This is a genomic window from Bacillus sp. PK6-16, assembly GCF_056530295.1.
Genome location: NZ_CP096511.1, coordinates 1,883,880 through 1,907,031, shown reverse-complemented (window position 1 = coordinate 1,907,031; position 23,152 = coordinate 1,883,880). Strand labels below are relative to the sequence as shown.

Here is a 23,152-nt window from a genome sequence, read left to right as displayed (position 1 = left end):
AAAGGAAATTTCATAAATCTTCAATCACAGTTTCTAAGTTCACCTGATAGAACGTATAAAGACTCATATCATCTTTTGATAATTTTTGGATGTTTTATTCTAAGTATATTCGACACAAATTGATTGTTTTTTATGAATTTTCTTGAAAAATATTGTAATATCACTCCATTTTTTCTTCTATTTTGTTATGATGTTTATAATTAAATTGGATTAGGATTTTTTTAGAAAATGGGGGCGTATATTATGAGTGTTTCAGTAAAGGGAAATGAGCAATTAACCTCTCTATTGAACGACTGGTATCGAGCTATGCTATCTCAACAAGTTATAAAAGCTACTAATCTAAAAAAGAAAATTGATGAAAAAATTAATAAGTTAAGCATTGAGCCGGATCAAGAACATCAGGATCAAAATTTGTTACTATACTATTCACTACTCGAATTTCGTTACAAGGTCTTAACAGATAGCCTTGGTATTCAACAAAATAGTTTTGATACTATTAGCGATTATGATATGCCTACAGATCAATTTCTACAATTCTATTATCATTTTTTCAAATCCATTCATTCCACTTTTATATCTAATTATACTGAGGCAGAGGAACATTATAAACTAGCAGAAAAAATATTGGTAGCTATACCAGATGAAATTGAACATGCTGAATTTTACTATAGAATTGCTACTTTCTATCACCATACCTATAACAATCTCGCTTCTATCGAGTACGCAAATAAATCGAGAGCAATCTTTTCAAAGTACGAAGGTTATGAAGTAAAAACAGCCTTTTGTAATAGTTTGCTAGGTGGTTGCTGCATCTATTTAAAACAGTACGAACAAGCAGAAGAATATCTACATTGCGCAATTGATTTACTACAAAAAAATAGGGAAGAAGATTCCTTGTTATACGTAAAAAATACTATGGGGTGGCTGTATTCTGATCAAAGTATGTCTACTTTAGCTATTCGTCACCTTTCAGAAGTAACAGAAAAAATCCCTACACACTTCAAGGCCATCTTCCTACAAGCTAAGGAACATTATAAGTTAGGAGAACAATCAACGGCCAGCCAACTCATTGATAAGGGACTACAGATTTGTAGAGAAATTCATAACGAAGAATACACACACCACTTCTCTATTTTAAAAAAATTAAACGAAAATATTCCATTGGAAGAATTAGAAAAAATCATTCAAGAAGGAATCTTATACTTTGAGGAAGAAGAATTATGGGAATATGTTGTCGAATACGCCGAATTATTTGCCACAAAATGTAGACAATTAGAGAACCACCAAAAAGTAAGTGACTATTTCCATATTTGTTATCAAGCAAGACAAAAATCAATCGCAAAAGGAGTGTTAAAATAATGAAAAAAATTAGCTTATTATTATCAGGCATTGCTTTTATTGGGGTATTAACGGTGGGAATTTTTCAGTTTTCTAAAACAGATCAGCTTGCTACTCATGGGCATTATCCTGCTCCTTCATATAGTGTTGACGATTATGGTGGTGCACCACCACAAATTTAATGTAAATGTATTTAAAAACCCTCCAAATGGAGGGTTTTTAAATGGCTTATCTGCTTGTTCAATACGCATAGAGAGTACATATTATACTTATTTACTATGTTATAAGGTTTTTCATTTCCACTCTGTAACAAGATTCTAGCATTCTCTCCTAGAATCTCAACTTAAATCTTAAATCCACCAATTAACTCTTGAAGTTCTTCCGCCATCTGTGCTAATTGTATTGCTGAAGAATTTATCTCTTCCATAGAAGCATGTTGTTCCTCAGATGAACCAGCTATCGTTTGCATACTTGAAGAATTTTCTTTTACAGCCATAGCTATTTGATCAATCGATGTATCAACTTTCATTGCATCAGTTGTCATTTTATTTGATAGTTCTACCATACCATGCACTTTTGATACAATATCATTTGCAGATTTTGAAATCTCATAAAAACTTTGTTTTGTATCATTCGCAACCTTAATTCCCGACTGTACTTCTACGCCTACTTCATTCATAGCTTTTACAGTCTCATGTACGTCTGCTTGTATTTCCTTAATTAAACTTCCAATTTCCATTGAAGATTCGGATGATTGCTCCGCCAACTTTCTAACTTCATCAGCAACAATTGCAAACCCTCTCCCCTGTTCCCCAGCTCTAGCTGCTTCAATCGCTGCATTTAATGCTAATAAATTTGTTTGTTCCGCAATATTTTGAATCGCTTCTAATATACTGCCAATTTGCTGTGATTTCTTATCTAATAATTTTATGACATTATCGGATTGAGAAACAGAGTGATGGATAGACTGCATTTGTGTTACAGTTTGTTCTACTAATTGTTCACCTTCATTGGCTTTTTGTTTAGTGTATATGGATGAAGCCGATACTTCAGAAGCATTCTCAGCTACGTATTGAATATTTCGTGTTACCTCACCAATTAATTCAGCTCCAGACTCAACTTCATTATTTTGAACCTCTGCACTGTTCGAGATTTCTTCCATCTCTTTTGTAATTTGTTCTGTCGCAACACTTGCTTGCTCTACACTAGCAGTTAGTTCCTCAGAAGACGCAGCTACATGTCCTGCAGATGTGTTAATTTGAGAAATAATATTACGTAACGACTCTGCCATTGTATTGAAACTACCACCTAATTGACCAAGTTCATCCTTTGAACGAATATCTATTTTCTCGGTTAAATCTCCTTGACTAATTCTTTGAGCTGAAATGACTAATTGTCTTAGTGGAGTAATTATAGATTTGAGTATGAATAGAATTACAATTCCACCTAACAATAATGAAGCACCTATTATAGTGAGCGTTTTATAAAAAATAGGATTGGTAGCTTCTTCAATTTCTTTCGTAGGCATTACGCCAGCTATTTTCCAACCTGTTTTTTTATTTGTCTTAAAGCTTATGTTTCGATCTTCACCATTGAGGCTATAAGTAATTACTCCATCTTCTGTCTTGTACAATTCATCCACTAAAGTTTTATCTAATTTCTCTCCAGGTTTTAGTGATGGATGAACAACTATAGTTTTATCTTGACTAACTATAGATACAAATCCTTGCTTCCCAATTTTTATCATTTTGGATGTTTTTACGATATCTTTAATATTCAAATCTACGCCAATGACACCACTTTTATCTGCATTCTGCTTTGCAATTGCAATTACCATATTTCCTGTAGACTTTGATTTATATGGAGATGAAACAATAATCTCTCCATCTGCTTTTACTGCATCCTTATACCAACTGCTTTCTAGCGGATTAAACCCTTCTGGTATTTTTCCAACAGGTGCATGAATAAATTGATTGTTACTGGATGCCGTATAAATCGTTTCTATCTCTGGATGTAACTGTATATATTGATCAAATTTATTCTGTACATTTTGCGATTGTTCAGGATTATAATCCCCTTGTGTGAGTACCTTTGCAAAATGAGTGATATCTATATGCTTATTTTCTAATTCATCATCAACAATCTTATCTAAAATACTTATATTATCTTTTGCTGATTGTAGAATTGTTTCATTAAGATCTGTTTTTGATTTATTATAAGATGATACTCCTACGATAAGGCTTGGTATAATTAATATTGCTATAAATGCCATAGACAACTTCGTTTTAAGCTTTATTTGCCCCAATCTTTCTTTTATATTAAACACTAGCTACTTCTCCTTTTCATTTTTACTACTTATATAGTTTATTTAAATTTTTCTCCTTTACTTTTCCACATTCATTTATGGTACCATTCGAAATGAAACCACAATTACATCCTATTATCCATACTTTATAATTTAGAGATTTAATTTTCACAGACAGAGTTTTATCTGTCCTCCTTTCGAATATGTTATTTTTCTAGATTCAGCAATTATTAGACTACGAATTATTCCAAATAAGCTTGATGCAACATATACTTCATTTAAAAAATAATTATTGGATTTGTTTGGATAAAAATCTAGTTTAGCGCTAATCCAATCGGATGAAATTCTTACCATAATACATTCACTAAACATAAATAAGTAAATTTATTTCTTTTAATACTTATATTTAACTGCCTTTTAACCATTCTAACTGTATTATTTCATCGTTTTATCTATTTATTACAACCACTTTTGTTTTATTGAATCACTAAACTATAAATTCTAAATAGGAGAATAAAATAAATTAGAGAATTACATTGTAACACATATATATAAGTTGTTAATATTAAAATTTAAAACTTTACTATTTTTCATATGCAATATTACATGCGAAAAGCCATAATTTTTTTGTTATACTATGCATGTGGATTTTTCATCCAAAATCCACCCAAACGCATATTTATGTATATGCCACCCTAATTAATGAAAGTGAGAAGAGTGTTTATCATTTTTCTCACTTTTTTATTTAGGCTCTGTTAATATTGATTATTGATAAAAAGTATTAAATAAGGGAAGACACCTTAGAGTTGGTGCTTCCCTTATTTGTTGATTATTCAAATCTAAAATAGGTATTTTCTAAACCTATTCTTTGCTTTAATGTTTTGCCCAAAGCATAATTATTTGGTAATTCTTTTTCAATGACACAAATAATATAACCTGCTTTTCCTGTTGTTAAATTAGTTAGTTGTAAGTAGTTAGTGTTGTCGTAGATATAAGAAATAATATATTCATAGAAATTATTTTCTTTATCTTCTCTATTCATACCAACATTGTACAACCTAACTCTTGCTCCTACCCAAATTTCCTCATCATCATCAACATTACTTAAAGGCATCCATTTCGAGTTATCCAATATTTCACCCTTTTCTTAATTCATTCGTTTATACACGAATGTTGCTAGACACAAAAAACTATCATAAGCATCCGTCATTTCATTGATTAGACGACCACCAACAGAGAAAAAAGACTCAACATAGCTTTTTACCCATTGAAACACTTGCTCTTTTAGTTATTTTTACATTTTGAATCTACGAAAATGAATTCCCTTATAAAAACTCTAACAGAGAATGTTCCCTCCAAATTTCACCTAGGGAATTATTTGTTTTCCAAAAAACCTACCAACATCTTTATCAACTCATTTTAGAATATTTAAACAATAATTCCATATACATTACCTGCATAAATTATTCATTTTCTTTTATATAAGACCTACCTTTTTACTTTTGGTAGATTATTAGACATTGGATTATTATACATAAACCCCAAAAACATGCGGTATTTTGTAGAATTTTGTCTATCAATATGTATGTACACCCTTTTGTAGTGGATATAGACTGTGAGGTGTAAGGAGATACCTTACAAAATAATAAAAAGGAGATTATAGAATGAGTAGATTAACAAAATTCTCAAAGTTAGTATTTGCAACTTTAATCGCGGGAAGTAGTCTAAGCACCTTTGTTTCGTCACACAGTGTACAAGCTGACACCTTAGATCCTAATTACCAAGACAATGTAAAATTCATACCACCTTCTAGTGCTAGGCCAAAATTGGAACAAAAAAACACTATTGTTCCAGAAGCAAAAGTTGTTAAAAACCATTATGTAAAGTACTCTAAAGCACATTTCCAAACTAAAGAAAGTATACCAAAAGAGATTTATTATTCTTCAGAAGGCTTTAAGGGCTATATACAGGCAAGTACCGTTTGGGATATGGGAGATCATTTCGCAACACTATATTCCGGAACCGTTATTCGATGTTAGACTTTTAATCCATTCTCCCCTAATGCTTAAAATGATTAATAACTCACTGCCAATACTTTAATATCTATTGTTCATAAAATAAACCACAAAATCTTTCGATTTCATGGTTTATCAAATATAAAGATAATGCTAAACGAATACTCTAACATTACCTTCCCCAAAGTTAATTATAGAGTATTTTCAAAAAAAAGACACTCTTGTAGTGTCTTTTTTATAGTATTTTAAAAAGAATTCCACCTACTAACACCTTTTTGTTGCGCCTATTCGTTTATTTCAATATAATACTTTTCCATCTCGTATATGCAATAGACAATGATAGCTAAACTCCAACTGACACTATAATAATTATGTGTGTAGAAGTCATAGCCCGCTTTAATACCTTTCTCTATTACAACTAATGTAAATCCTAAAGCCACCCATCTGTTAATTTTCATCTTTATAAACGTTAAAGAGATAATGATTAAAAATAAAATATTTGTAAGATGATTTATCATTAGCTCATATTTTTGAATGTATACTGCCATTATACAAGCAACGATATTAGTCGCAATGCCAAAGGCAATCACCGCTCCCCAAACCCTGTCCGAAAGTCCCACTCCTGAGTCAGTCCCTTCCTAAACAAATATCCCTTTCTTTAATTCGTTCCTACACCCTATTCAAGATATGCTAAATTATCCTTGTCTGATGAATATCTATTTATCTTTTCATATAGAGCAAACAAAATTTCTACTCATAATTTTTTCTTTATTAGACAAACTATGTCTAAGCCGTTTGAACTAGCGGCTTCACTCTTCTGGTAATGGGATAGCACAATTTATTGAATTGACTAACTCATTCAACCCACTGGCACCGGCAGGCAACAAAATAGTTGTCTGCCATTTTCATGTATACTTTTTCTGATTTCATTTCAAACCAAGTGTGTGCTGTACTGATTTCAAAAGGACAGAATTTCATTTTTAAAAATGTAAAAAAGATAAGGTCCTGTCTACTTTTGGTATAGGACTTTTTCTTTTCACACATACTATTTTTAAACCTGTTTACCAATACGTGTCCTAATGGTGTCTTGAATTCCTCCTAAAAAGGGCTGCAGATACGACTGCATGCCCTTTTATTTACGTTGCTTCTCTATATTGAATAAAATAATTAAAAACTAAAAATGTGATATTACATATTTTTTCTGTTCAGATTATGTTAGGATTTATTTCGTAGTCGAATTATAGTTTCGTATCTAATTCAGCAATATGTGAACTGTTTACCTAAAGAAAAGACACCCAAAAGGTGTCTTTTCTTCTTTTAATCTAAAAAACATTTTTTCTTTTCAGTAAGATCCAATTATCCCTCTAACCTAAACCTCATAATTAAAGGCAATTTAATCATGGTACTCAAGAGTTTTCATCCATTTCAATATACCTATAGCTTAATTTAAAATCACATTTCCAGCACTATATTTGCTTTCCTACAGATTTTCTGTCTTGTTCTTAATTCTGTCAAAATCCTCATGTAGCTATACATAGAATATATGCTACTATGATATTAAGAAACTATGCGTTCCCTTAACCCTGTATCCGGCCCTGTATTTATTACAGGGTCTTTGTTTATTTTATTTACTTTTATTGGCTTATAAGGGTTAATACACAACCAATTTCAATTAAAATTGTTTAAATGTTAGTTAGAATTTGAAATAATATATCTATTAACTTTTTTAACAAATGTAATCTAATATTAAATTTCTAAATCTATACTGTACTATACACCAGTTAACACTATATAAATAGTATTAACTATCTTAATTGAATATTAGTAATAGTAAGTATAAATATTATCAATTTACTACATCTTACATTTATGTAAAAATAAATACATGTTAAGCTTTTTCAAAATCTTTCCCCTAATAAAGATTTGAAGTAGCATTTCATGATTCTCCTTACTGTTAATATGCCTTGAAAAAGAACCCTATAGGGTTCTTTTTCTTCTCATTATAACCTCAGTAAGTCCATGCAAAAAGGACTGCTAATTATTAGAACATTGCTTCATTTTCAAAGAAACAAAAAAAGGAATCCTTTACGGATTCCTTTTTGCAATGCACTCTTTTTCAAATGGTACATTTTGTACCTACTTTTAGTATAACTTATAATCCCTATAAGATAAATAAGATTAAATTGAATTTACTTCATTTATTTTCATAAAAGTATATAAATCTATAAATTAATACTACTAGGTTCACTTCCAAAAGGTTTGTATTTTTTCAATAAAAAGAATACATTATACTTCTTTATAATTTTACACTTTAGGTTTATCTGTTAATGCAGTAACAATCCTGTCCACTAAGTCTTCTGGCATCCATTCATGATTTGTATCATTCGTTTCATTTGGCCCTAAAGAATCAATAAACTTTTTAAACTTTGGAAATAAAACAATAGAAGTGATCCAATGTATCGTATGATTTATGGAGAAGAAATGAAAAACTCCTTGCTTTTCACCCTCCTGTAATATTTCTTTTAACTGTTCAAAATTACCTATGAAATACGGTTTAATCTTTTCTAATCGTGCACTTTCCTTAATAATCTCCTCATATGCCAATGATCCAATTTCAGGGTTCTCTTTTATATGTGTAGTAAAAACCGTTAAATAGTCTCTAAGGGCATTGATAGGATTAAATTGATTCTTCTCAAGAAAATTGGGTAGCTCATTAGCAAGACCATATTTCTTAAACACCTCATAATATAGGTTTTCTTTCCCGTTAAAATAGTAAGAGGCCATAGCAACATTCACTTTCGCTTCTTTTGCAATTTCTTGTATGCTCGTACCTTCGTAGCCACGCTCTCCAAATTTTTTCTTAGCAGCCTTTAAAATATTTTCCATCGTCTGCTCTCGAGATTTCCCCATTTCACACACCTCAAATAGTATATATTTCACTTCAAAAGCCCAATAAGGACTTTGAATAGAGTATCTTTTTAATGAAATTTAATTATATATTTAAAGTGGTAACTTAACAACCGATGAAGTTCTGATTACTTTAAACAATATCCCCTTGCGTAATATCAATAGCTTTCAAATACTTTACGCTCTTTTCTAATCGAGTGAAAGTCTGGACAAAAAACATCTAATATTATCTTAACTTCGTGTGCAAACAAAAAAATAATAAGGACCAAAGTTTATCTATTTTATAGATAAACTTTGGTCCTTTCATTACATTATACAGATTTAAAATAAACTCGTATATTGATGAGATAATTATCCATCAATCGGCCATCATTTACTGACTAGATCTGTTTAATCTCGATATAAGGTCCTTTAATGTTTAATTTGTTAATATCATTAGAGATATTGCCTACAGTTGATTTTTCATTAAAAGTATAGACCTTTTCACCATTTACAAAGATACCCCAATCTTTATCTTCGTAACTGATACCATAACCAGCATTGCTAGATGTAGCTTTAAGTTGATTTCCATTCATTGAAAGAGATAATTTCCCTTTTCCTTTGTTAAGTTTATCATTCAGGCTGTTGATACTATTCATTTGTTCTTCAAGGGCTTTTTGGTTATCAAGAGTAACTTGATGGTTTTTCCAGTCTAATTTATAGTGGTTCGTAAAGAATTCATTATATGTATCTTTATTATTTGTTCCCCACCATTTTGAACTTACCCATTCGATATTGTACTGATCTGAAATTCTACGATTTGTTATTTTTAAATCTGATGTAGTTTCTGTTTTATCAGCAGTAATAACCGCTACTACGTTTGGAGAAAAACCATATCCTGTTAAAGCTGGTACTGTATCTTTTGAAACAAAATTATTCGTTCCTTCATTATAACTACGTGATTTCATAAATAGTTGATTACCATAGAAAGTATTGAATGAATCACGATTATAAATTCCCCACTCTGGGAAGTTAAATGATTGGAATCCTACTTTCCAATTTAATTTTTTATCTGTGTGAGTCTCTAATACCGTTTTATAATCTACTTGATCATAAGATACACTTTCTTTCCAAGCAAAGCTACCTGTGATACTTGCATCGGCATTTGGCCCTTTATCATTTACTCCTACTTTAACACTTCCACCAAGTGTATACCCTACCTCCGAAGTGACCTTTGCTGAAGTCATTGTATTAACTGGGGCAGCTTTATGGAATTGAGCACTATCACCACTTGTTATTTCTGCTTCAGTATGATAGGCTGATGGCCATTTTAAACCTGCGTTATAGTATCCGCTATTAATTGTATATTTAGCATCTATATTACTACCATCAGTGGTAACAATTGCAATCTTTTTATCTGCGTAAGGATCCTCAATAAAAGAAACCTTTATTGAATTTTTGATATTTTGCTTCATGTCATAAGTAGTTTTAAAACTATTATAGACCTTCCCACCATTTTGAAGATTTTCTACAGTTCCTTTAGAATCTGCAAATGCAGATGTTGCTTGTAAACCAAATGATCCAGACATAATAACGGACGCTACCGCAACGCATTTAGCTATTTCTTTTGCTTTTTTCATACAGACAGCCACTCCTTCTTAAACATTTAAAAGATATAAATATATTATTTCTAGTTCACAAAAATAGAGATATATTCATAGCCATACAATATAGAAATTCATTAACTTTTATGACACTAACTAAAAACACATATTTCACTAATCTTCCTCTCACTATTATTGATAACTATTATCAACATTACTAAAACATAAAATAACGATTTAAACAACAATTTTAAAAAAATTATAGAATTCTTCATTTCGAGAATTACTATATTTTCAATTACTTATTACAGCCTATATTCAGATACATTATTTCCTTTCCATTCATAATAATCTAAAATTCCTTCATAAATGGCTTCTGCTGCAATTTGTCTGCCATTTTCCGTAGATAATTTACTGTAATCAATACCATTATCTATAAATGCCAGTTCCGTCAACACAGCTGGCATGTCATTTTCCCTTATAACATGAAGGTCTCCATGTTTAACTCCTCTGTCTCGTGTTTGAAGTGCCTCTACTAAACGTGTTTGAATTTTTTCCGCTAAAACACGACTTTCTTCCACATGAGGATTTGTTTTTTCAGATTTAGAAGATTTATAGTAATATGTTTCTGTCCCTTTTGCATTACCATTAAAAGCATTTGCATGTACGCTTATAAAGATATCACCCCGATTTTTCTTAGCAAATTTAACACGTTCCTGTAAAGAACTTTTTTGATCATGTCCTGGTCTATTATCAGATTGACGAGTTAATAAAACTGTAAATGGTGTATGCTTTTCAAGTAATTGTTGTAGACGTAAAGAAGTGTCTAGTACAATCTTACTTTCAGGTAATCCCTTTGTGGATTTCCCAGGATCTTCGCCACCATGTCCAGGATCAATAATAATTGTTTTGCTTTCTAATGGGTTTTTTTGACGATGTTGCATCATATCTGTTTTTGCAGTAAGTTGAGCAGCTTCAGCACGTGTTATAAATCTATTTGGTTGCCAACCGTTCTCAGTACCATTGGAAATTTTCAAACCGATTAAAATATTGGCATATTTTTCTCCCCAATGCCCTTTTAAATCTTCAAATTTAACCTGCTCATTATGATTTGGTGTGCTTTGTAGTTTATATGCATTTACTAGCATCGTAGCCATAGCAGCGCGAGTTACTTTTCCGGATGGATTGAAGATTCCATTACCCTCACCTTTAACAATACCAGCTTTTTCAGCAGCAGCAATATACGGAGTCGCCCAGTGGTTTTGTGAATCTGTAAATGATGGTTTTGCATTAGAGTCAATTTGTAGACCTAAAACTTTTGTCATAATTTTTGTAGCCGAAGCTCTGTCTAATGAGTCATTTGAACCGAAAGTTCCGTCTGGATAGCCATTCAATACCTGTTTATCAACTAAATAATTAACGGATTTGTCCGCCCATGCAGGAACATCTGGGAACTTATGAGTATTTGCAAATGTATTAGATGAGTAGGATAATAGACTTCCAGCAAGAATTCCTGTAGCAATTAATTTGTATTTCAAAATGTAACACCTCTATCAAGTTATTACAATTTGGTAAATATATCATTTATAATTAATCTTTAAATAATACGACCTTGAATAAAGAATAGATTAAATTGTTCGTATTACTATATAGCAGATAACGAATTTAAAATAGAACTATTACTCCAAAATAATCCTCGGACACACACTTATAGATAGAGATTATTAAATATACTCACCAACATTGTGTAACCAGTATAGTTACTTATACATACGAGTGTCAATTAAAATAACCTTACACTTTTGTAAGATAACCACCTTAATAGTAAACCAAGTAATTATTAAATAATATAAACAGTTACTTGATATAATAAAATAGCAGTCTTAAATTTTGAGCAAAGACTAATTATTTTGATAGGAGAATAACTTATAACAACCACATTTTTAACAATGCTTTTGAATCCCACTTTACTCTATAATTCTCTGTTATATCCCAACGTGAATGCTCCTATAATATAGTCAATTGCTGCAATGAATACTACAACTTATAATATTGTATTCCCCCAAAAAACATCTCTAGAAGTCACCGAAAGTGGCCTTTATTAATACACCCACACAATCCATCTTTTCACTCCCTTAGGACATCCTCAAATTTTACAAGGAACGAAAAAAGAAGAGGGATACCTTCCCTCCTCACCAATGAAATTAAAAAACACCTTAATTTATATCCCCTACCTTTTACAATCTCACTTCTATTGCTAGCCAGTTTAATTCTTCAATTCTATTTTCATAGATTCATATATTCTTCTAAGGTCTGCTTTTGTTTATATAGTTCTTAACAGAAAGAATGTATATCCTTCTATTTGTTTGACATCATTAAGATGCTCACAAATAGAAATAAATTCTATTCCTATATATAGATAAACAATCTAAAAATTTATATAATAAGATTAGAAGTGTAGCATATTATTATTGAAGGGTCTTGGTATAATGCTAGGCATTAATGTAAAAAAAACAAATGAAGAATTAATTATTTCATGGCAATTGGCGGAGATTACAATTCCATTACGTGATGTGATTGAGGTTACCGAAGATGCTACCTATGCTGGTGTTGAAGAAGTAGATGTAATACGTATTGGAACATCTTATGGGACAACAGACCGTATTTTAATTAAAACAGTAAAACAAAATTATGTATTGTTTACTACAAATAAAGTTGCTATTTTAAATGCCATTCACGCTTAAATATAGGAGTCTTCTTGGCTAAAATGATAAAAATAAGCACATCTTGTTATAAAAACAGATGTGCTTATTTTTTAATTTCTATGCATTTTTACGTTTTAAGAAAATCACTCCACCAACTATTAACAGTAATGCTCCTGCAGCTATAGAAATCCAACTTGTAAGATTAGTACCTGTTTGCGGTAACCATCCAATTTTAGATTGAATTTCTTTCTCAGGTTGTGGTTGTTCTTTTACTTGCTCGTTAGGTTGCTCTGGTGTTGGCGTATTTTTATCTGAATTTGGCTGTTCTGGTTTAGGTTGTTCCGGCTTTACCTCTTTAAATTTCACTGTTTGTCCCTTATCTTCAATTTCAGCGTGAATAGCTACTAATATATTATCTTGATACAGTTCTTCAAATACTACTACTTCTTTACCTTGTAATGCAGAAGCATTAAATGTGAAATCTAGTGTGATAGAACCATTCTTCTCTTTAGCAATAAACTTAGATTCTACTGTTACTTCTTTACCCTCAACTAATAATGGCTTGTTTGTTGCTTTATCCATCAGTTTACCTTTTACAACATACTCTTTACCCGCGATTAAGTCTTTGTATTCCACTTTATCTTGGATTGTTACAGATTTAGAAGCGTCTAACTCTTTAGAACCATCAGCTTTGTTTGTTGCTGTCGTTTTAATAAAAGGTTCTACAAATCGAACTGTTTGACCTACATCGTTAATGTCAGCATGAGTTGCAATTACTTGCCCTTCATGTAATAAGTCTTCGAACACAACTACTTCTCTTCCTTGCTGTTCAGCACCAACAAAAGTAAAGTCTAATGTTACAAAACCGTTCTTTTCTTTTGCAGTAAATTTAGTCTCAGCTGTTACTTCTTTACCATCAATTAGTAATGGTTTGTTAATAGCTTTGTTCATTAATTTACCTTTTAAAGTGTACTCTTTACCAACAACTAAGTTAGTGTACTCCACTTTATCCTGGATTGTGATAGAATCCTTTGAATGAATCTCTTTTCCACCATCAGCTTTGTTTGTTGCTGTCGTTTTTACTGATGGCTTAACGAACTTAACTGTTTGACCTTTATCATTGATATCAGCATGTGTCGTAACAACTTTTCCGTCTTTCAGTAACTCTTCGAATACTACTACTTCTTTTTCTTCTAAACCAGTTGCATCAAAAGTGAAATCTAGTGTAATAGAACCATTTGCTTCTTTTGGTGTAAACTTCGTTTCAGCAGTTACTTCTTTACCATTTACAACTAATGGTTTATTAGTCTCTTTATTCATTAATTTACCTTTTAAAGTGTACTCTTTACCTACTTGTAGGTCTTTGTACTCCACTTTATCTTGGATTGTTACAGACTTAGACGTGTGCATTTCTTTTGTACCATCTGTTTTATCAGTAGCTGTTGTTTTTATTGAAGGAATCTTTTCATCTTTGACAATGTGTTTAATGATTTGACCATTCTCTTTAATTTCAAAAGAGAACGTTTCTTCATTTAATACATAACCTTTTGGTGCAACAGTTTCTTTATATGTGTATTTTCCAAATGGTAACTTTTCAAATTTAGCGATTCCTTTATCGTCTGTTTTTCCTTTTACTACTTCTTTTCCTGCTTCGTTATAAATCGTAAATTCTGCATTTGGAAGCTTGTTATTTCCATCAGCTACATCTACCTTTGTAATTTCTAGATCACCTTTGATAAGATGATTAACTGCCAATAGCTCAATAATCTTTCCATGTTCCTTTATTTCGAACATAATCGGTTCTTTAACAAGAACGTAACCATTTGGAGAAGCCTTTTCTACAAATGAATATTTACCATACGCTAAATCTTTGACGTTAATCTCACCATTTTTATCTGTCTTATATTCCCCAACTACTTTTCCACTTGCATCTTTTAGCTCGAATGCTGCACCTTCTAATTTTTTACTAATATCTTCATTATCTACTTTTAGTAATTTTACACTACCTTTCACTTCGGTATTTTCCACTGTAAAAGTAAGTGTTTTATTGTGCTCTTTAATTTCAAAAGGATACTTTGTTTTATTTCCAATATATCCATTAGGTGTTTTTGTCTCTAAGAAATAATATTTACCATACGTAAGACCTTCAACGTTTGCAATTCCATTTTCTTTTGTTACTACTTTTTTCACTTCTTTTCCATCTTCAGTGAAGACTGTGAATTCAACATTTGGTAAAATCTTTCCTGAATCACTAAGCTTTTTAATTTCGATGCTACCTTTTACTTTGTTATTTACTATTTGGGCAGCTCCTGTTTCTCCTGTCTTAACTTCAATAGTTTGTGGTTTATCATCTGAAACATAGCCTGTTGGTGCTTTAATTTCTTTTAATGTGTAAGTACCAATTGGTAAGTTGTTTAATTCTGCCATACCATCAGCACCAGTCGTGATTTTTCCGACTGATTCATTATTTACATTAAAGACCTCAAATACTGCACCAGCTAAAACTTCTCCATTTTCTCCAACCTTTTTAATTTTTAAAGAACCAGCTGCTTCCCAATTTACTGCAAGATCACTACTAAGCTTTTCTTCATTTCTCTCTAATAGTACTGTAGCATTCTGAACAGTATCCGTACCACGGTAAGCAATTGCTTGAACTTTAGTTAAATTAGCAGCAACACTTAAATTAAATTCACCCGTTTTTGTATTCTTAGGAATTTGGATACGAAATTTTTCTCCAACTGAAAGCTGATCTTTCACTTCTCCACTTTCACTAACAATTCTAACTCCATTAGGTGCATTTTTCGCTACTACCTTATAAGAACCACTCTTAGCATTTGTTTGTACTGAATATAGATTTGTTTCGAAGAATTCACCCTTTAATTCTGCTTTTTGCTTTTCAGCAGGAATCACATTCATAAAAACATCTTGAGTCTCTTCACTATTATTAGCATTACTAATAATAGCCTTAGCTGCTTTTTCAACATTTTTATTCTCATGTTTTAATTCATTTACATCGAGTTGACCTAATGCATTCCAAACCGCAAGTTGCGTTGCATAATGCGCTTCATTTTTATTAGCTACTCCCAGCTGTTCAGCACTTTTTTGCGGGAAACCATTTAATAAGACTCTATATACTACATTATCTGTTTTCCCCATTTCAGGAAGATCTTCACCATTTGGTGATTTTAATCCAAGGGTTAAGCAATAAGCAATTTGACCACTTGAATTTTTAATCATTTCAGTGCGAATGTACTTACCTAGACTATTACTATAACTCCAGTCCATTGAATATTTCTCATGCGTCATAACCTCTGCACTAGCCCTAGGTAAAAATACATTAAGGAATAATGCCAGTACTGATAATAATGTAAAAACTCTTATAATGACTCTCTTACCCAATTTTGTAACCTCCCTAGAATAAATTAATCCGAGTATATATCGCAATATCTAAAACATTCACGATCGACCCATTTATCATTATAAAACAATAAATTACAAATATTAAATAATTTTAATAAAATAGTCAAAAAATTTACACATTTTATTATTTATCAAGTTTTTTAACGAATTTACTATATACAAATTCTAAAACACGCCTACAATTTAAAAGACAAATATGTATGTTAAATATATAAATAGCAATTCCTTTACTCCAGTTATTAAGCTTTCCCCTATTAAAAATATCCTCTTCATTTTCTTGTTAACCTGAGTAACTTATACACCTCTTCTAATCTATTACACTCCTCCATTTAAATATAAAGGTGACTTCTCGTTCAAAGAATAAAGTGAAACTTTAATCCTCCCGATTCCCATCTAACTTCTTTGCTTTCATTGAATTTTTGGGCGGGAGTCTTACTGCCCCAAAATAGCGGGATACATTATGCAATATTGCATTTGATAATTATTTTCAGTGTAACTATAATGATTACAGGATTACTATTAATCCAATATTCTACATGGAGGTTTTATTATGTTTAAAAAAATTATTGTATCTTCTATGGCGCTTACTATGTTCGGTGGAGCTGCAACTATGCTAGAGGCACCTACTGCTCAAGCAGCTTCTTATAACTCAACGTCATCCTCTTACTTTGATGTCACTCCTGAAGAGGCCGTGGCTTTCTATCAATCTCAAGACTATAAAAAATTAAAAGTATTTTTGGATGACTTTGAAGCAAGAAACCCTTATACTCCAGGTGGAGGCTACGCTCAAGGGAGTGTACGTATGCAAAAATTCAACGATGCTCTTAGAGATGCAAAATTAACAAATGTCTATCAAGAATTTATTAGAATCTCATACTACAATCATTATCCAGAACCAAAATAATAACAACGGATTAAATGTTTATTATTTCTATAACTTAGCCTAATTTTAAATGTATAACCTAAAAATAATTACTAAAACCACTCATATAAGGGTGGTTTTTCTATTTCCCCATATAATTTAGCGGAATGTTACATCATCTTTATTTTAATATGTTTTATAGTAGACATTCTCTAGTTGACACAATCTAGTAGGTTAGCAATGGGAATTTCAAAATATATTTATAATTATTTTCTGTTTAATAGCAAAAAACGAACACCCTCTCACAATTAGATAAGGTGCTCGTTTTCATTTTTATCGGTAATTCTCAATTCACTTTAGCTTCTTTCCAATAAGTAAAGATTAAATTAACTTAAAAACAAAGCGTTTTAAATTTAATTCATAGATCTTACTGAAACTTGGAATTGCCCCTTAGAACCATCATCATTTGAAACGTAAATTTTATATGTTCCATTCGGCAATGGAGATAAAGCATTCCGTACATTTGTAACATTAATTTGTTGTTCTCCAGGTTTTATATAACCACCAACAATTAGCTCTGTATTTGGACCTTTTACACTATATCCCATTGTATTTTGACCATTATTTTTCATAGAAAAGCTTAAGTCAGTACTCCCATCATATACGAAAGAAGTTACAGCCTCGCCACTATAATCCATTGTTTGGGTTAATAATAAGTCTGCAGAAACATGTTCAACTACATGAATTGGATCATTCGTTTTGTGTACTTCTTCAGCATAAGTATTATTCCCTAACACACCAAGTGTTAATGCTGAAACTACTCCACAACTAAGCACTAGTTTATTTAACTTCATTTTAAGTTCCCCCTTGATGTTTGTATTCTATTACCATCATACATCCTTTTTTAAGTGCGTTTTTATGTAATAATTCATATCTATAAACCTATATATTTTAACTTTCCGCCTTAATAGTTATTGAGAAAGCCACATAGATAAAGCTACAATATTACACTTCATAAAAAACTTATAAATTTTAAAATCTTTTTCTAACAAAGTTTTATACGAGGAAGTACCAAAATACTCAAATAAATAGCATTTCTATTTCAGATAAAATGTACTAATAAAATTTTTCTAAAATTTCACTTTGTAATTTGATATATTCCATGTTAATATAACGAAGGCTACAAAACAGGAGTCACCACACATATCATTTTCACAGAATATTCATACTTAAAGAACCTTATTTTATCAGTAACTCAATCCCAATTTTACCTATACAAAAGTTAGTTTATAAATTCATATGCACATGAATTTAAATAGATTTTTTATCTATTATTTTTTCTATTTTCCTTATCGATTTTAATACGAGTAATATAACAGCACTTTTCAAGTACCCTTCCTTTTTAGATAAAAAGTCTACTAATACTAAACATCTTTGTCCAACTCATACATAATTCTACTTACAAACTATCGGAGATGCAAAACTATGGGAATTTCTACTCTTTTATTAAATACCTTTATTATAATAATTTGTATCCTTAGCTATCACGTACTCTGGCTAGAGTTTAAAGAAAAAATAACATGTAATAATATGTTATTTTCTATCCTTTCCTCCATTGCTATTATTTTTTGTATGACTTTTCCTTTTCATTTACATGTGGGATTTATTTATGATTTACGTTTTATTCCTATTATATTAGTTTTTCTATATGGAAATACAAAAAACATTGTTTTTATAGGAATTTTATATCTTTCTTACCGGTTTTACTTAGGCGGAAATGGCGTTCTTCCATCATTTATTATCTTCACTATTATTTTGGGTATAACAATGCTCTTTCGTTACTTATTACCTATGTATTTTAAAGAAAAAAAGATATTATTAAGCTTACTTCTTATTTTAGTATGTACAGCTTCACTTTCTATTTGCGGTATTGTAACTCAAATAAATACAGGAGGTAAAATAGACTCTACTCTCATAGAATTTTTATTAAATTATATAGTCATTAATATTTTCACAGTATTATTATCAGTTTATTTTATAGAGGAAATGATTGAGAAATATAAAATGAAAGAAAAACTGCAACGGGCTGAAAAATTTTATATAGCTAGCGAACTAGCAGCGTCAATTGCACACGAAATCCACAACCCACTAACCACGGTACATGGATTCACTCAATTATTAAATGAAAAACATGCCTCTAAGCTATCTCAGGAGCAATACTTAGAAATCATGTTAATTGAAATGCAGCAAATACAATCTACTATTAATAACTATTTATCTTTAACCAAACCACAGAACACCCTAAAAGAGAAAATAGATATTAATCACATTTTAAATCAGGTGAAAGATACTATTTCACCACTCGCTCTGTCATACAAAGTTGAAATCAAACAAAATAGTACAGATTCCTTTTATATAAATGGGGACCCCGAAAAATTCAAACTCTGTCTAAACAACATCATCCAAAACGGAATTGAGGCTATGAAAAATGGTGGATTATTACAAATAAATATACAAAAAGTAAAAGAAAATATCATAATTGATATTATTGATTCAGGAATTGGGATGTCATCTCAACAAATAAAACGAATTGCTTTGCCATTCTATTCAACAACAGAAAAAGGAACTGGGCTTGGTACTATGATTGCTTATAGTATTATTAGAGAATTAAACGGAGATATAGAGATAGAGAGTGAATTAGGTAAAGGGACACGTTTTTCTATTAGTATCCCTTGCTAACGTGATAACAATTTTCTATTTAGTTAATTACATAAAAGGATCAGAGTATATCTATTGTTACAGATATACTCTGATCCTTTAGTTTAATTCAATTAAAAACACTTAATATTTATAACTTTTCTTACATCGTGATGAAATACTAGTTCATCGATTTTATCTCATTTACTGATTAGATTTGTTTAATGTAAATATAATATCTCGCGATACTTAATTTGTTATTATCATTAGGGACATTTCCTGCAGTTGTTTTTTCATTAAAGTACAGACCTTGTGCCATTCATTGAAAAAGACAACTCCCTTTTTACTACTTCACTTCCACCGTATAATTTCCTGTCCCCCCGCCATACTGATACACATGTAAATAATACTTCCCTGGATACGTGTAGTAGCTACCTACTAATTTATTCCCTTGTTGCTGAGCATACGTAACATAATTATTTAAATCTGCTTCAGAATAAAGTACCCAGTTCATTCCGATATTATTTTCATTCGTTACGTTAATTTGAAGGTTTTTAGCATTCTCCACATTAATTTCAAAGAAGTCACTTGTATCGCCATTTCCTAAACTAGCACGTAAAACTTGATTTAACTGCAGTTTGTTTGCTGTTTGGAATGAGTTATTCGGTTCTTTTTCTACACTGTTATCTTCTTTCTTTTGAACAGTTACAGTCGCTGTAGCAGTATTAGTTGCTCCTTTATCGTCTGTTACCGTTAATTTCGTCGTATACGTTCCTTCTTTTGTATATACGTGAGTTGGATTTTGCTCATTACTTACTGCTCCATCACCAAACTCCCATCTATACAAAGTAATTTTCCCGTCTTCATCTTTTGATCCGTCGCTTTTAAATGAAATTGCTTCATTTACATTTCCACTATACGGACCATTTATAACTGCAACTGGTGCTTTATTCTCTGCACCTTCTTCTGTATTAATACCGTGGAACACAACATCATATTCAAATTGTCCTGATGCATTCACGCGATAATTTACGAAGTATGCTGTTACTGTTTTATAGCCTGTCCATTCCTTTGCACTTAAACGTTTTAACGTATCATTAACGTTTTGTGTAATTGTTTTCCAATCTTCATATTCTCCTTTTGCTGCAGTTCCTGTATATGTTCCTTGTAGTGTGAATGTATTAAAGAACTGTGATTTATTTTTCTTCACTGATACATTTTTCAATTTTGCTTCCGCTGTTATTTCTGCTGCAATATCTGAAACTGGCTTCGATGCATGATTCGCTAAATAATCGTCTGATACTAATGGCACATTATATTTTTCACGATTATCAACTAGCATTTGCATATAGTCTTGATATTCTTTATTTAAATTCGCATCTTTACTTAATGTAGAGCGATATGCATCATATGCTGTTACATCATTTTTCCTAATAAGATCATGTATTTTATCAAACATATCATATCTCTTATTGTACATATACGATTGTAAAGCAAAGGAATAATTATAGAAATCCCACGTTCCATACTTTGCATTTAACGTTCGCTCTGCCGTATAACGCTCTGCTGGGTTTGAAGATAACCCTCCTATAATACTCTTTCTCGGTACAACATTATCCGTTCTCGTTGCTCCTGCAAAAAATTCAGCATTTCCTTCTTCAAACCAAGATAATCTTTCATTTTCATATATTTTTCCTTGTCCCCATAACCCTGGTACTTCATATCTACCTTGTAAATAATGCGTGAACTCGTGCCGGAATAATTCTTCTAAACTATAAATACTTTCTTCTGGCGTACGCTCATAAGTAAAGAACGTACCTGTTCCTTCTATATAAAGACCACCGTTATTCGTTTCATATCCGTACAATTGACGATTAAATTGATATTCCGCTGGGCTATTATAAATAACCATCGTTAATACATCATCAGGATTTCCTTTTTCTAAAGGTTGATCACTTTCAACCGTACGATGGAATTGTGCCTTCACTTCTTTTGCCGCCCAATATAAACGTTTTACTTTTTCTTCTGTCACTTTATCTCCAGCTTTTAAAACAATTGCCCCATCATCAAACGTATACGTTTTTGGCAAATATTTTTTCTTTCCATCTTCTCTTATTTGATCTAAATTCACCACTTTACCATTTGCATCTTTCCCGCCATAATTCGTTGCAATTTGCTCAGCAGCTACGAAATATTGCTCCCCTAAATATGGATATATTTTCATCGCATCTGTTACAACTTGTAACCCTTTCGTTCCTGTACTATGGAACGTACCGAGTCTACCTGTATAATAAATGCCATTATTAATAAGCCAACCGGTTTTTGCTGTAATCGTTCCCATTAATGCAAAACGACTTAATTCATTAATATAACTATCTATTTTCTGATACCATACTGTATCTTTCGGTGCTTTCCTCGTATCGTACAAATACGATTGAATATCGTAATCAACACCTTGCATAATATCGTAAATAGCATTTCCAGCTGAAAGATTATCTACTAATGTAGAAAAATTATCATTATATTGTTTAAAAATCTTTGCAGCTGATGTTATCGTTTCCACATCACTCGAAGCGTTTCCTATTAACTTTCCGTATGATGATACCACTCTATTTTGCTCTAATGTACCCAGCTTGAAATTTGAATTGTTAGCTATCGCTTTTAATGCAGGTAAGCATTTATCATGATAACTCCGTTCATTTAATTTACTAAGTTCCGAATTATAAAATCCTAAATAAAATCCTGAACGCAATACCTCCACTAATGTCTCAATCCCTTTTGAATCATCCTTCGTATAGGCTTGTCCTCGCTGCTTCAATTTATCAATAATCGCCTGCATCCTACTATCATTTTGATAGAATGCTTGACTGTCTGTATTAAACTGAAATAGCCCCGTAATTTGCTCCCAATCAATTGTTACAAGTAAATCTACTAACTGCTGATTGCTTAATTGATTTAATTCAGCAATTGTATAAGTTTTCGCTACAGCTAATTGCTTACTTTCTTTTTTCACCTCAGGTGGTCTTTGTGATAAATCGGCAAATTGTAGCCTTTTCTCAAAAGACTTGCTTTCGAGCACTTTCGATGAATGAGCTAATTCTTGTACTGGTAGTTGTACACCGACTGGCTCCATTTTGAGCACATTTCGATAAGAAACTTGCTCTCCCTTAGTATCTTCTGCCAAACTTCCCCCTTGAAAACTCCCTAACATTAAACTAGCAAAACTTACCCCTACTAACATTTTCTTTGAATAGCCTTTCATGCTCTCCCCTACCTTACATTTTTAGTGTCCCGCTCCATTATTTTACTATTTTCACTTT

15 protein-coding genes are annotated in these 23,152 nt (G+C 31.4%); 6 read left to right on the top strand and 9 right to left on the bottom strand.

Annotated features, from left to right (window positions below; translation table 11 throughout):
- The first annotated feature begins 243 nt into the window (after positions 1 to 243).
- Complete coding sequence (locus M1D66_RS09820) at positions 244 to 1,359, top strand: Rap family tetratricopeptide repeat protein (protein ID WP_000116953.1); 1,116 nt, start codon at positions 244 to 246, stop codon at positions 1,357 to 1,359.
- Complete coding sequence (locus tag M1D66_RS09815; protein WP_000724106.1) at positions 1,359 to 1,520, top strand: hypothetical protein; 162 nt, start codon at positions 1,359 to 1,361, stop codon at positions 1,518 to 1,520. The genes M1D66_RS09820 and M1D66_RS09815 overlap by 1 nt, the downstream gene beginning before the upstream one ends.
- Positions 1,521 to 1,681: 161 nt before the next feature.
- On the opposite strand, the gene M1D66_RS09810 is transcribed toward M1D66_RS09815, so the two are convergent.
- Positions 1,682 to 3,664 carry a methyl-accepting chemotaxis protein gene (locus tag M1D66_RS09810; protein WP_000481867.1) on the bottom strand — a complete coding sequence of 661 codons (1,983 nt, stop codon included), beginning with the start codon at positions 3,662 to 3,664 and terminating at the stop codon, positions 1,682 to 1,684.
- An 808-nt stretch (positions 3,665 to 4,472) separates the two neighbouring features.
- Positions 4,473 to 4,757: a hypothetical protein gene (locus tag M1D66_RS09805; protein WP_041184038.1), complete on the bottom strand. Its 285-nt coding sequence runs from the start codon at positions 4,755 to 4,757 to the stop codon at positions 4,473 to 4,475.
- Between the two features lie 550 nt (positions 4,758 to 5,307).
- Here M1D66_RS09805 and M1D66_RS09800 point away from each other — a divergent pair.
- A complete protein-coding gene (locus tag M1D66_RS09800; protein WP_000088960.1) occupies positions 5,308 to 5,682 on the top strand; it encodes a hypothetical protein in 375 nt (124 codons plus the stop codon).
- Between the two features lie 260 nt (positions 5,683 to 5,942).
- Here the strand turns inward: M1D66_RS09800 and M1D66_RS09795 are convergent, their stop codons facing one another.
- The 4 genes from M1D66_RS09795 to M1D66_RS09780 all read right to left on the bottom strand — a co-directional run bounded on the left by M1D66_RS09795 (position 5,943) and on the right by M1D66_RS09780 (position 11,686).
- Positions 5,943 to 6,278, bottom strand: a complete 336-nt coding sequence (locus M1D66_RS09795) for a hypothetical protein (protein WP_000524433.1) — start codon at positions 6,276 to 6,278, stop codon at positions 5,943 to 5,945.
- Between the two features lie 1,684 nt (positions 6,279 to 7,962).
- The gene (hlyIIR, locus tag M1D66_RS09790; protein ID WP_006928663.1) at positions 7,963 to 8,568 is read right to left on the bottom strand and encodes a hemolysin II regulator HlyIIR; all 606 of its coding nucleotides are present in this window, start codon (positions 8,566 to 8,568) and stop codon (positions 7,963 to 7,965) included.
- A gap of 377 nt (positions 8,569 to 8,945) precedes the next feature.
- The gene (gene hlyII, locus M1D66_RS09785) at positions 8,946 to 10,184 is read right to left on the bottom strand and encodes a hemolysin II HlyII (protein ID WP_242555234.1); all 1,239 of its coding nucleotides are present in this window, start codon (positions 10,182 to 10,184) and stop codon (positions 8,946 to 8,948) included.
- A gap of 269 nt (positions 10,185 to 10,453) precedes the next feature.
- Positions 10,454 to 11,686: an N-acetylmuramoyl-L-alanine amidase gene (locus M1D66_RS09780; RefSeq protein WP_000875660.1), complete on the bottom strand. Its 1,233-nt coding sequence runs from the start codon at positions 11,684 to 11,686 to the stop codon at positions 10,454 to 10,456.
- A gap of 951 nt (positions 11,687 to 12,637) precedes the next feature.
- Between M1D66_RS09780 and M1D66_RS09775 the strand changes: the two genes are divergently transcribed.
- Positions 12,638 to 12,892 carry a SunI/YnzG family protein gene (locus M1D66_RS09775; protein ID WP_000900696.1) on the top strand — a complete coding sequence of 85 codons (255 nt, stop codon included), beginning with the start codon at positions 12,638 to 12,640 and terminating at the stop codon, positions 12,890 to 12,892.
- A gap of 78 nt (positions 12,893 to 12,970) precedes the next feature.
- On the opposite strand, the gene M1D66_RS09770 is transcribed toward M1D66_RS09775, so the two are convergent.
- Positions 12,971 to 16,252: a VaFE repeat-containing surface-anchored protein gene (locus M1D66_RS09770; RefSeq protein ID WP_242555235.1), complete on the bottom strand. Its 3,282-nt coding sequence runs from the start codon at positions 16,250 to 16,252 to the stop codon at positions 12,971 to 12,973.
- 571 nt (positions 16,253 to 16,823) lie between these two features.
- On the opposite strand from M1D66_RS09770, the gene M1D66_RS09765 reads away from it, so the two are divergent.
- Positions 16,824 to 17,177 carry a hypothetical protein gene (locus tag M1D66_RS09765; RefSeq protein ID WP_000473483.1) on the top strand — a complete coding sequence of 118 codons (354 nt, stop codon included), beginning with the start codon at positions 16,824 to 16,826 and terminating at the stop codon, positions 17,175 to 17,177.
- Positions 17,178 to 17,548: 371 nt separating this feature from the next.
- Here M1D66_RS09765 and M1D66_RS09760 read toward each other — a convergent pair whose 3' ends face one another.
- Positions 17,549 to 17,989: a hypothetical protein gene (locus tag M1D66_RS09760; protein ID WP_000773522.1), complete on the bottom strand. Its 441-nt coding sequence runs from the start codon at positions 17,987 to 17,989 to the stop codon at positions 17,549 to 17,551.
- 631 nt (positions 17,990 to 18,620) lie between these two features.
- Between M1D66_RS09760 and M1D66_RS09755 the strand changes: the two genes are divergently transcribed.
- Complete coding sequence (locus M1D66_RS09755; protein WP_000513034.1) at positions 18,621 to 19,874, top strand: sensor histidine kinase; 1,254 nt, start codon at positions 18,621 to 18,623, stop codon at positions 19,872 to 19,874.
- A 304-nt stretch (positions 19,875 to 20,178) separates the two neighbouring features.
- Here M1D66_RS09755 and colA read toward each other — a convergent pair whose 3' ends face one another.
- On the bottom strand, positions 20,179 to 23,094 hold the full coding sequence (gene colA, locus M1D66_RS09750) for a collagenase ColA (protein ID WP_086385082.1): 2,916 nt from the start codon (positions 23,092 to 23,094) through the stop codon (positions 20,179 to 20,181).
- Positions 23,095 to 23,152 lie beyond the last annotated feature (58 nt).